This is a genomic window from Dactylosporangium darangshiense, from assembly GCF_039537565.1.
In the GTDB taxonomy this organism is placed as follows: domain Bacteria; phylum Actinomycetota; class Actinomycetes; order Mycobacteriales; family Micromonosporaceae; genus Dactylosporangium; species Dactylosporangium darangshiense.
The window spans coordinates 22,308-34,157 of record NZ_BAABAT010000033.1; the positions used below are offsets into that span (position 1 = coordinate 22,308).

Here is an 11,850-nt window from a genome sequence, read left to right on the forward strand (position 1 = left end):
GAAAGCTACCGCCGCAGCGGCGCGCCGGCCTCGTGCAGGTGGCGCAGCGCCTGTGCGTAGGACGCGACGAAGGTCTCCGACTGGTACGGCACGCCGATCTCGGCGCAGTAGCGCTCGACGATCGGCTGGGCGCGGCGCAGGTTGGGCGTGGGCATGTTCGGGAACAGGTGGTGCTCGATCTGGTAGTTGAGGCCGCCGAGCACGACGTCGAGCCAGACGCCCCCGCGCACGTTGCGCGAGGTGAGCACCTGCTTGCGCAGGAAGTCCAGCTCCTCGTCGTCGCCGGTGAGTACCGGCATGCCCTTGTGGTTGGGCGCGAACGTCAGGCCGAGATACAAGCCGAAGAGCGCCTGGTGTACCACGATGAAGGCGATCGCCGTGAGCGGCGACAGCAGCAGGAAGGCCGCGGCCAGGTAGACGGCGAAGTGGCCGTACAGGAGGAAGCCCTCCAGCCGGCGGCGCTTCACCGACGGGATCGCGCGGGCGCTCTGCACGTGGAGGTTGAAGCCCTCGAGCAGCAGCAGCGGGAAGAACAGCAGCGCCTGGTGGCCGCCGATCAGCCGGGCCGCGCCGCGCGCCCGCTCCGCCTGCCGGGTCGACCAGACGAGGATGTCCGGCGCGACGTCCGGGTCGTGCTCCTCGTGGTTGGGGTTGGCGTGGTGGCGCGTGTGCTTGTTCATCCACCAGCCGTAGCTCATGCCGATGCCGGCGTTGCCCACCACCATCCCCAGCCCCTCCGACCAGCGGCGGCCGCGGAAGACCTGCTTGTGCGCCAGGTCGTGCGCGACGAGGGCCACCTGGGCGTATGCGACAGCGAGGACGATCGCGAACCACAGGCTGTGCGTCACGGCCAGGCCCGCCCAGCCGCCGGCGTAGAGCGCGGCGACGAGGGTGAGCCGGACGGCGTAGTACCACGGCCGCCGATCGAGCAGCCCGGCGGCGCGAACCCGCTGGGAGAGTCCGGTGAAGTCGCTGGACCGTGGCGCGTCAACCAGAACTGTCATGTGCCTCAGCGTTTCGTTTTCCGGCCCGATGATCGAACCGGACAGCCCCCAGATTCGATGGTGGGGCTGGCCCCACCCTTAAGGGTCGAGGCGGCAACTAAGAGTAGAGGCGGAAACGCGTGGGTGTCTGCGTGAAGCGGGCTTCCTCCAACGCGAAGACCTCGCGGGGCGCCACGCGCACGGTCGCGTTGACGGCCGGGTCGAGGAACTGCATGTCGAGGCCGGCCGAGTACTTGGCGTTGGTGGCGTCCAGGAAGGCGCGGATCGGTTCGAGGTCGGTGATGATCTCCGCGGTACCGTCGACGATCACCGGGGCGCGCCCGTCCTCTGTGGTGATCGTGCACGCCGCATTGATCCGCAGGTTGCGCACCTTTCGCGACCGCAGGGAGCTCGAGAACCAGACGGCGTCGGCGAGCCAGACGGCCCAGACCGGCATCGCGTGGGGGCGGCCGTCCGGTCGTACCGTCGACAGCCAGTAGTTGTGCGAGTCGCGGAGCCGGTCGCGGACCGCGTCCCAGTCGAGCAGGCCTTCGTCGCCCTCCTCGATCCCGTACCCGGGCATCTGCGGGCGTCCGCGGTGCATACCCATGCCCGGAAGCCTAGGCTTGCTCAGGTGCCAGTGCTCATCGGCTCCTACGCGGACCTGTACTCGACCTATGACGACGACTTCAAGCCGCTCGCCCCGCCGGTTCACACGCCCGCGCCCAGCTTCCTGGCGGTCGGGCCGACCGGGATCCGGTACGCCGTCGGCGAGCTCGACGGCGGTCAGGTCTCGGCGTTCACCCCGGAGGGCGAACCCCTCGGCAGCCTGCCGACGGGCGGCGGCTCCCCGTGCCACCTCGCGGTCTCCGGCGACCACCTGCTCGCGGCCAACTACGCCACCGGCTCGGTGGCGGCGTTCGCGCTGCGCCCGGACGGCTCCCTGGACCGCCGCACCGACCTGGCCCAGCACGTCGGCGCGAGCGTGCGCGAGGACCGCCAGGAGGGCCCGCACGCGCACCACGTCACGATCCGCGACCACATGGTCCACGCCGTCGACCTCGGCATGGACGCGATCGTCCACTACCGCCTGACCCCCGAGGGCCTCCTGGAACACGTGCTCACCACGACGGTCCAGCCGCTGGGCAGCGGCCCGCGGCACCTCGTCTTCCATCCGGACGGCCGCGTCTTCGTCTCCAACGAGCTGACGTCGACCGTCTCGACGTACACCTCGGGATTCGAGCTGCTGGACGTGAAGCCGTCCTGCCTAGTCCAGCCGGTCGGCGACAACTTCCCGAGCGAGCTCGCCCTGTCGCGCGACGCCCGCCTGCTCTACGTCGCGAACCGCGGCAACGACACCATCACGACCTTCGCGGTCGAGCCCGAGGGCCTCCTCCCGATCGACGAGGTCTCCACGGGCGGCACCTGGCCCCGCCACTTCGCCGTGCTGGACGGCGCCCTGTGCGTGGCGAACCAGCACTCGGGCACGGTGACCCTGCTGGAGCTCGATCGCGACTCCGGCATCCCGCACCCGGCCCGCGTGGTTCTCGAACACCCCTCCCCCAGCGCCGTGATCCCCGTCTGACCGACGTCGTCCGCGAGGCGATCCGCGGGATGAGGCGGCACTGAACGCTTGCTGAACCGGCGTTCAGTGCCGCAGCATGGGTCCATGGGTGAGCTGGTGGCGCTGCCCAAGACGGGCGGCATTTTCGAGGATGTGCGCGGCGGCGACCGCACCATGCGCGTGACGTGCCATCCACAGCGCGGCACGGTCGTCGTATCGCTGTGGGTCGACAAGATCTGCCGCGCGTCGTTCCAGCTCGCGGAGCCCGATCTGGTGCGCCTGCAGGAGACGCTGGCCGGGATGCGGTTCGAGCCTTCGGAGCTCGCCGATGCGGACGAGGGACCCCCGCCGATCACCGGCACCGACCTGGCCGAGACCGCTTAGCCGCTTAGTCGCTGCACCGTTCAGCCGCCTTCGTCAATGCCGCGAGATCGCTTCCAACGACCGCGCGGTTCGGGCTCGGCGGCCGGCGTTCCTTTCCTCCACCGTAACAGACGGTAGCAAATCAAGGCCGTCGACGGCTGCGGAGCGTGAAATCGCGCTACGGAAAGCTACGCCGCCTCGGAGGTCAGGGCCGGCTTGTCCGGGGACTCCGAGCGGGAGTTGCGGGTGCGCTGGCGCGGGATGCGCGGGCGGGGGCCGAGCGTCGAAGCCGTGATGCCGGCCTGGCGGGCCGCGTCCAGGGTGTCGCGCAGCTCCGCGGCCTCCTCGGCGACCTCGGCGGCCTCCTGGGCCAGTGCGGCGGCGGCCACGACCGCGACGTCGGCGGCCTTCACCGCGGCGCGCTCGGCGGCGGCCGCGGCCTCGTACAGGCGGCGGGCCCGGCTCTCGGCGGTGCGGCGCAGCTCGACCTCGCGGGCGGCCAGCTCCTGCAGCGGGTCGGCGCCGGCCACGCCCTTGAACACCTGCTCGAGCGCGTCAACCGTGATGTCGCCGCGCTTGAAGGCGTCGAGCGCCGCGCGCGAGACCTCGCGCTTGGCGTCCTCGTCCTGCTCGCCCCCGGGCAGGTCCGACGAGACCTGGCCGGCCTCCTTCAACGCTTCCTGGTAGGCCTTCTGGGCCACGTCGAACACCGCCCACGCCTGCTCGCGGGCCTGCGCGGCGGCGACGCTGCGGGCCTGGGCCTCGGTGACGGTGATCTGCGCGCGCTTGGCCGCGGCGGCGGTCGCGGCGGCCTGGCGGATGAGCTCGCCGGCCTCGATGCGCAGGCGTGCGCGCTCTGTGGGGCTCAGGCTCGCCTCGGCCTCCTCGGCCGCGGCGAGGCGATCCGCGCGGTTGAGGCGGTAGAGGCTCCAGCGGGCCAGGAAGCCGGCCAGAAGCACGAACAGCACGATGAAGGCCATCAGCGCCAGCCACAGGACGATGGCGCCCGTCACCGGGTCAAGACCGAAGATGCCACGACCCCCATTGAGGGTCCACGGCAGGTCACTGGATGTTTGTGCCAACGTGGCGGAAGCTTCAATAGCCACGGCGCGACCTCCGGCTGTGCGTGTCGCTACAGCGTAGTCGGCGTCGGCCACACGGGTCATCCGATCGAAATGTGACTATTCGACGAAGTTCCGTACACGAATAGTGACAACCAAGCAAGAATTCGCTGCTCATCGGCGAGTCGCGCGGCGTGTCGCGGTCGCGCTGCGTGTTGATCCTCAGTGGACTGTCGGCGACTTGTCACCACATCGTGATCGGTGGAGGAAATTCGGGTGTCCTGCCGGCGAGGGATGGATATCGTCCGCCGCATGTGCCTGTGTGTCGTGTGCCCGCCGCCCATTCGGTAGCGGGCCGCCCCAAGAAACGCCGAGCAACCCGGTGACGTGACCCGGGTCGGTGGCGGCTGCCCGCGTTCGGACGCGTCCAGTCGACACCGATCGGAAGGCACTCAAAGTGGCTCCCTCAAAAGGCCTGTTCTACATAGCGCTCGCGGCCGTCTCGTGGGGCGTCGGCGGCTTCGTCGCCGCCCTGCTCTACCGGGACTCCGGCCTCGGCCCCGTCGCCGTCACCTTCTGGCGCTACATCGGCGGGCTCGCCCTGCTCGCCGCCCTGCTCAGGAAACGACCGAACCTCGGCAGGACGACCATCCTCAACGGTCTGGGCATGGCGCTGTACCAGACCGCCTACTACGTCGCCATCGACCTGGGCGGCGTCGGGATCGTCACCGTCGTCACGCTCGGCTCCGGTCCCGTGCTCATCGCTCTGGCCGAGCGGACGTTCCTGCGCAACACGAAGATCCTCGCCGCCGCGCTCCTGGGGCTCGCCCTGCTCGTGGTGCAGAACCCGCAGACCGGGCCGCACCCGATGGCGGGGATCGCAGTCGCGCTCGTCAGCGCGGCCGGATACGCCGGCGTCACGCTGCTCAACCGGGCCAAGAGCGACGATCCGTACGACGCGGCGCTGGGCGGGTTCGCGATCGGCTCGCTCGCGCTGCTCCCCCTCGCCGCGTTCGAGGGGCTCGTGCCGCGCGCGGACGGGCTCGGGGTGACGCTCGGGCTGCTGGCGTTCCTCGGCGCCGTGCCCACCGCCCTGGCCTACGCGCTGTTCTTCCGCGGCCTGACCGTGGTGCGGGCGACCACCGCATCGGTGGTCGCCCTCAGCGAGCCCCTGGCCGCGGTGGCCCTCGGCGCGCTGGTACTCCACGAACCGCTCACCCCCTGGTCGGCGGCGGGCGGCGCGTTGCTACTGGCCTCGGTCGCGGCCCTGGCGCTTCAGGAGCGCCGGAGCCGGACCAACGCCACGGCCGTGAACGCGGACGCCACGACGAGCGCGGCCAGCCCCCACAGCCAGAGATGTGATGACGATTTCGGTGCCGGAGCCGCCGCCCGAGCGGCGGGCGACGGCGGGCTCTGCGGTGCGCGTGCCTCCACGACCGCCGAAGCCCGCGCCGAGGGGCCGGTGACCACCACCGTCCACCGGCCCGGCGAGAGCACCGGGCCGGAGGAGTAGAAGCCCCGCCCCTCGGCGGAAGGGTTGAGCTGGATCGGCCCGACGGTCCGGCCGCCCTCCGCCGTGGCGGTGAGAACGAGCCGGACGTCGTCGGCCGTGCCGGACGCGCGCACGGTCACCCCCGCCGCCCCGTCCCCGGCGACCTCCAGTTGGAGGCCGCTCGGAGACGGAGCGAACAGGGCGAGCACCATCATGAGGTAAAAAACCCTCACAGTTTTCCGTTCTTCTTCAATCTGTTGGGGTCCTCGTCAAGGCGCCCGGTGCCCTTCAGGGACTTGCCGGAGTTGGCCTTGACGCCGGCGTTGTTCGGCGGCGTGCCGCCGAGCCGGACCGTCATCGCATCGGTGTCGCGCACCAGCGTGTCGCGGACCTCGGCCTCGGGCACCAGGGTCGCCGTCAGCAGCGCCCGGAAGTCGGCGAGCTGCTTGAGCGCCTTGGTGTCGTTGCCGTTCGCCTCGGACTTGCGCGCCTTGGCGAGGGCGTCCGAGAGCTGCGTGTACGCCTTGTTCGACAGCCGGCTCGTCGCCTTGAACCGGTCCAGCAGGTTCTGCATGTCGCGGAACGAGGTGGTGACGAAGAACGTGACCGTGGTGGTGGTCGCGTTCCCGGCGTTGTCGGTGCCGACGACGCTGAGCTGGTGCATGCCCAGATCCAGCTCGTACATCGCCTGCAGCGTCCCGGTCTGGTACGCACCGCCGTCGAGCTTGCCGACGACCGACTTCACGCCCGACGTCGGGTCGATCGCCTGCCAGGTGACGCGGACGTCCTGGCTGTCGCCGTAGAGCTGCCCGTCGGCCAGCCCGGCGACGATGACGGTCGGCGCGGTCGCGTCGATCTTCAGGATCGCCGACTTGAGCGTCTCCACGTTGCCGGCCGCATCGGTGGCCTTGTAGAGCAGCTCGTGCTGGCCCTCGCCGGTGACGTTCACCGGCGCGGTGTACGGCGTCCAGGCCCCGCCGTCGAGCGACCATTCCACCTTGGACACTCCGGAGCCGGCGTCGGCCGCGGCGAGCGTGACCGGCGTTGCCCCGTTGTGCCAGCCCGCGTCCGTCGCCGGCGCGAAGCTGGCGGTGGTGACCGGCGCCGTGGCGTCGATCTTCACCTCCTGGGTGCCGACCGCCGAGACGTTGCCGGCCGTGTCGGTCGCGCGGTAGCGGACCTGGTGTGTGCCGTCGCCGGAGACCGCGACCGGACCGGTGTAGGCGGTCCAGGCGGTGGCGCCGTCGAGTTGGTACTCGATGCTCCCCTCGTTGGCGGCCAGCGACACGGTCACCGGACCGGCGTACCAGCCGTTGACGGCGGTGCCGTCCACGGTGGCGGTGACGGTCGGCGGCGTGGTGTCGCCACCCGAAACGCGGAAGTAGTCGAACGAGGCCGGCTTCGACGCCGTCTGGCCGGCGCCGAGGGTGTAGAGCCCGATCTTGGCGTTGGACGCGAGCGCCGCGTTGGTGAGCGTGGCGATCGTCGTCCAGGTGGTGCCGTCGGCGGAGTAGCTGCCGGTGTACGCGTTGCCGACCTTGGCGATGCGGAAGTACCACACCCCCGAGGTCAGGTTGCCCACGTTCGGCTGCGGGTCCTGGACGGCGGCGCCGATCTCGCTGCGGAACTCGATGCGCCGCACGAGGGCCTGGCCGGGCGAGTTGTCGGCAATGTAGTCGAGCTTGACGTAGTTATCGTCGTCGATGTACACGATCGGGCCGCCCTGCTGGTACTGCTCGTTGAACGCCGACCCGTCCACCTTGGTCTCGATGGTGAAGTCGCCGCTCGGAGCCTTCTGCAGGATGAAGTTCTTCGGCCCGCTGTTGCCGGTGCCGTAGATGTCGCCGTTCGGCACGTCGATCTGCAACGCGCCGCCGGTCATGCGGTACCCGGTGGAGTCCTCGCGGACGATCGCGTTCCACCGGCAGTGGTCCAGCGTGGACGAGTTGAACTCGTCGCTGGGGTCCACGTTGGACGGAGCGTCGTCCGGCGAGAGCTGGAACCAGTCGAACGTCGCGTCGACGACGGGCGCCGTGGTGCCGCCGTTGAGCGCGTAGAGCCCGATCCGCGGGTTGGCGATGCCGGCCAGCGCCGCGGACCGCCCGACCGGCACGAACGTGGTGCCGTCGGCGGAGTACGCCGCCGTCAGGTTCGTGCCGTCGGAGATCAGCCGGACGTAGTAGGTGTCGCCCGGCTGAGCGGTGGTCGCGTCGGCCGCCTCGTTGCGCGGCGTGCCGGCGCTCTCGCGGATGAACTCGACCTTGCGCCCGTCCGCGTGCAGCAGATCGACCTTGGCGTAGTTGTCGTCGTCGCCGTAGAGGATCAGGCCGGCCTGCTGGTAGTTCGCCGTCGTCGGCAGGGTCACCTTCGCGGTGGCCTGCCAGGCGCCGGACGGTGCGGGCTGTACGACCAGGTTGGTCGCGCCGTTGGTGCCCCCGTACAGGTCACCCGCGGCCGTCGGCAGGTGCAGCGACCCGCCGGAGACGCTCAGCGCCTGTCCCTCGCGCACGACCGTCCACCTCGTACGGTCCAGCGAGGACCCGAGGAAGTCGTCCGAGCGAGCGCCGAAGCACTGGGTGTTGGGCGCCTCCGCGCGCACCGCCACGGTCGCGGTCCCCTTGGCCCCGCGGGCGTCGGTGACCGTGAGCGTCGCCGTGAAGTTGCCCGGCGCCGTGTACGTGTGCGTGGCGTTCGCCGTTGCCGCCGTACCCCCGTCGCCGAAGTCCCAGGCGTAGGTCAGGGGGTTGTCACCCTCCGCGTCGGTCGCCGAGCCGGTGAACGAGACCACGAACGGCGTCGTGCCGCTCGCCGGGCTCGCCGAGGCGGTGACCGCCGGCGGCGCGTTGTCGGTCACGCCGCGGCCGAGGAAATCGACCCAGTTGATGTTGTACCCCGCACCCGCGCCGGTGGCGATGAAGTACAGGGGCCCCGACGTCGTGCTGGCGGTGATGGGGACGGACAGGTCGACGTAGGTCTGCCACCCGCCCGTGCCGGGCACCGCGACCGAGCCGACGATCGGCCCGTCCAGCGTCCCGGTCCGGATCTGGATCGTGCCGCCGCTGGCGTTGTTGCTCGCGGCCCGGATCCGCAGGCTGTCGATGCCGGTCAGGTTGGCCGGCGCGAAGGAGAACCAGTCGCCCTCCTCGACGAACCCGATGTTCTGGAAGCCGCCCAGCGGGTCGCCCGTGGTCTCGCGCTGCACGCCGGGCGTGCCGCCGGAGTTGACGCCGGGCACGCGCCCGGTCGCCGCGAAGTACTCCGCCTGCTTGCGCTTCGGCTGCAGCTGCACGAGCGAGCGCCCGGTCAGCGGCGCCGCGCCGCCCGCACCGCCGCCGTCCACATAGGACGCCTCGATCACGGCGAAGACGTTGGCGTCCGCGCCGTGGCCGCTGGCCAGCGTCGTCTGCACGGTGCCGGAGCAGCCGGTGTACTGCTGCAGCGGGTGTGCGTGCTCGTCGTGGCCGAGCAGGTACTGCACCTGGACCTTCGAGCAGTCGATCTGCCCGTCCTCCGGGTCGCTGACCTCGACGGTGAACTTGACCTGGTCGCCCCACTCGTAGAAGCCCCCGTCGGGGGGCAGCGTGATGCGCACCGTCGGGGCCGTGTTGCCCACGGTGACCGGCACGTTGGCGGTGGCGGTGCGCCCGCCGGTGTCGGTGACGGTCAGCTGCGCGGTGAAGTTGCCGTTGGTGGTGTACGTGTGCGAGGGGTTCGCCTCGGTGGACGTGCCGCCGTCGCCGAACGCCCAGGCGTAGGTGATCGCCTGCCCGTCCGGGTCACGCGAGCCCTCGCTGGAGAACTGCACCGCGAGCGGCGCGACGCCGCTGGTCGGCTGCGCGGCGGCCTGCGCGATCGGGGCGCGGTTGCCGGCCACGTAGTCGACGCGGTACACGCCGGAGTCGTCGTTGTTGCCGCCGAACCCGGTGCCCCACTCGAGCAGGTACAACGCGCCGTCCGGCCCGAAGTCCATGTCCATCGGGCGGATGAACGACATCCCGGGCAGCAGCTGGTTGATGTCCACCAGGGACTTGCCGTCGGGGGTGACCTGCATCGTGTACAGCTTGCTCTGGTTCCACTCGCCGAACACGGCCTTGCCGTCGTAGTACGCCGGCCACTTGTTGTCCGCGGTGTTGTTCGCGTCGTAGCGGTACACCGGGCCGCCCATCGGCGCGCCGCCGCCCCCGATCTCCGGGAAGCGCGGGTTGCCGTCGTAGTCGTAGTCGACCGTCGCCGCGATGACCGGCGGCAGGTTGGTCAGGCCGGTGTTGTTGGGCGACGCGTTGACCGGCGCGGCGCAGTCGAACGCCGGGCCCGACGGGCCGGACGGGAACGTGAAGTCCCGGTACGGCACGTTGGCGCCGGTGCAGTACGGCCAGCCGTAGTTGCCCGGCTGGGCGATGATGTTCCACTCGACGGTGTTGCCGGGCCCGCGGTTCGGGTCGGCCTGCGCCGCGTCGGGACCGTAGTCGCCGAGGTACAGCGTGTCGGTCAGCGGGTCGACGCCGATGCGGAACGGGTTGCGGAAGCCCATCGCGTAGATCTCGGGCTTCGTCTTCGCCGTGCCGGCCGGGAACAGGTTGCCGGCCGGGACCGTGTACGTCCCGTCGTCCTGCGGCGTGATCCGGATGACCTTGCCGCGCAGGTCGTTGGTGTTGGCCGCCGTGCGCTGCGAGTCGTAGTCCTCGCGCCCGGCCCGCTCGTCCAGCGGCGCGTACCCGCTCGACTCGAACGGGTTGGTGTTGTCGCCGGTGGCCAGGAACAGGTTGCCGTGGCTGTCGAACGTCATCGTGCCGCCCTCGTGGCAGCAGGTGTTGCGCTGGGTGGGAATCACCAGCACCTGCTTCTCGGTGGCGAGGTCGATGCTGTCGCCGTTCGCCGTGAAGCGCCCGAGGATGTTCCTCGGCGGGCCGGCGGCCGGAGAGTAGTACAGGTACACCCAATGGTTCTGCGCGAAGTGCGGGTCCAGCGTGATGCCGAGCAGCCCGTCCTCGTTGCCGGTGAACACCGGGACCGTGGTCGCGGTCACCGTCGTGTGCGTGTCCGGCTTGACGATCTGCACGCGCCCGTCACGCTCGATGTAGAAGACCCGCCCGTCGGGGGCGATGTCGAGCTCCATCGGGTTGTTGGTGTTGCTGTCCAGCGTGACCTTCTCGAAGCTGCCGGTCAGCGAGGCGCTGCAGTCGGCCTTGACCACGCCGGCGGCGGTCTGGATGCCGCCGAGGAGGTGGCTCAGGAACAGCGGGTCGGAGTACGACTCCTGGGTGTGGCCGGCGCCGGTGTACCAGGAGCGCCCGCCGTCGTAGTCGTGACACCAGGCGAACGGGTGGTCCGCACCCATCGCACCCGTGCCCGGGGTGTAGCTGGACTCGTCCAGGCTCGCCAGGACGTGCACCTTGCCTCGGGGGTTGGTACGGAAGTTGTACCACTCGTCGAACCGGCTCCACCGAGCCGGAAGGTCCTTGGTCGAAGGATGTGCGGGGTCCTCGACCTTGATGGTGGCCTGCTGCTGCGCGGGGTGGCTGGTGAACCAGGCGCCCATGAGCTCGCCGTACCAGGGCCAGTCGTACTCGGTGTCGGACGCGGCGTGCACGCCGGCGTACCCGCCGCCGTGCTCGATGTAGCGCTGGAACGCCGCCTGCTGCTCGGCGTCCAGCACGTCCCCGGTCGTGGACAGCCAGACGACGACCTCGTACTTGGCGAGGTTCGCGTCGGTGAAGAACGCCGAGTCCTCGGTGGTGTCGACGGTGAACCCGTTGGCCGCCCCGAGCGCCTGGATCGCGGCGATCCCGGCTGGGATGGCATCGTGCCGGAACCCGGCAGTCTTGGAGAAGACCAGCACGTCGAACGGCCCAGCGGCGACGTTGGCCTGTGGGACCTGCTGGGCGGGAACATTGACTTCGGCGGGTTTGACGGGCGCAGCCTCGGCCGCGGACGCTGGCAGCGCCACGACGGCTCCGGCAAAAAGCGGCAGGGCCGCAGCAAAAATCGGCACGCGTGACGCGCGCCTTCGGACCTTGAACACGGAGCTCCTTGTGCAGGGCTTCGCGCAACGATCGCCGATACCGCTGAGCAGTTGCTTTTCGGTGCGGGGTGCTTGTGGTGCGGGGCGGAACGCGGCACAGGAGCGCCCCGCCGAGGGCGCCACCCGACCGCCGGGGTGGTTCGTTGTGTTCCCTAACAAACTAGCGGCCACCCGCCCGCCGCAACAGTCCCCAAGATTCACCCCGATCACAGGGAAATGCCCGAGATGCCCGACGATCCGGCCCGCCGCCTCGACCATCGCTCGCGCCGCCGCGTGCGCCTCGGCAACCTCCGCGTCCGACGTGGCACCTCCGGTCGCGCCGGATACTCGAGCGGCGGCGGGCCGGGCTCGCCGTGGTATCGCGC

At 70.6% G+C, this 11,850-nt stretch carries 7 protein-coding genes; 3 read left to right on the forward strand and 4 right to left on the reverse strand.

Annotated features, from left to right (window positions below; genetic code table 11):
- Nucleotides 1-5: 5 nt before the first annotated feature.
- Nucleotides 6-1,004, reverse strand: a complete 999-nt coding sequence (locus ABD901_RS40645) for a fatty acid desaturase family protein (RefSeq protein WP_345135847.1) — start codon at nt 1,002-1,004, stop codon at nt 6-8.
- Nucleotides 1,005-1,101: 97 nt separating this feature from the next.
- Nucleotides 1,102-1,593 carry a pyridoxamine 5'-phosphate oxidase family protein gene (locus ABD901_RS40650; RefSeq protein ID WP_345135849.1) on the reverse strand — a complete coding sequence of 164 codons (492 nt, stop codon included), beginning with the start codon at nt 1,591-1,593 and terminating at the stop codon, nt 1,102-1,104.
- 24 nt (nt 1,594-1,617) lie between these two features.
- On the opposite strand from ABD901_RS40650, the gene ABD901_RS40655 reads away from it, so the two are divergent.
- Nucleotides 1,618-2,568, forward strand: a complete 951-nt coding sequence (locus ABD901_RS40655) for a lactonase family protein (RefSeq protein ID WP_345135851.1) — start codon at nt 1,618-1,620, stop codon at nt 2,566-2,568.
- A gap of 84 nt (nt 2,569-2,652) precedes the next feature.
- Nucleotides 2,653-2,931, forward strand: a complete 279-nt coding sequence (locus tag ABD901_RS40660) for a hypothetical protein (protein WP_345135853.1) — start codon at nt 2,653-2,655, stop codon at nt 2,929-2,931.
- A gap of 167 nt (nt 2,932-3,098) precedes the next feature.
- On the opposite strand, the gene ABD901_RS40665 is transcribed toward ABD901_RS40660, so the two are convergent.
- Nucleotides 3,099-3,923 carry a hypothetical protein gene (locus ABD901_RS40665; protein WP_345135855.1) on the reverse strand — a complete coding sequence of 275 codons (825 nt, stop codon included), beginning with the start codon at nt 3,921-3,923 and terminating at the stop codon, nt 3,099-3,101.
- A 505-nt stretch (nt 3,924-4,428) separates the two neighbouring features.
- Here ABD901_RS40665 and ABD901_RS40670 point away from each other — a divergent pair.
- Entirely contained in the window at nt 4,429-5,484 is a 1,056-nt protein-coding gene (locus tag ABD901_RS40670) for a DMT family transporter (RefSeq protein ID WP_345135857.1), read from the forward strand.
- A gap of 208 nt (nt 5,485-5,692) precedes the next feature.
- Here ABD901_RS40670 and ABD901_RS40675 read toward each other — a convergent pair whose 3' ends face one another.
- A complete protein-coding gene (locus ABD901_RS40675; protein WP_425556788.1) occupies nt 5,693-11,455 on the reverse strand; it encodes a ThuA domain-containing protein in 5,763 nt (1,920 codons plus the stop codon).
- Between the last annotated feature and the right edge of the window lie 395 nt (nt 11,456-11,850).

Bases quoted from the DNA above. Each gene is read 5' to 3' on its own strand.
- ABD901_RS40650 (WP_345135849.1), bottom strand. From the start codon at position 1,593: ATGGGTATGCACCGCGGACGCCCGCAGATGCCCGGGTACGGGATCGAG.
- ABD901_RS40660 (WP_345135853.1), top strand. From the start codon at position 2,653: ATGGGTGAGCTGGTGGCGCTGCCCAAGACGGGCGGCATTTTCGAGGAT.
- ABD901_RS40645 (WP_345135847.1), bottom strand. From the start codon at position 1,004: ATGACAGTTCTGGTTGACGCGCCACGGTCCAGCGACTTCACCGGACTC.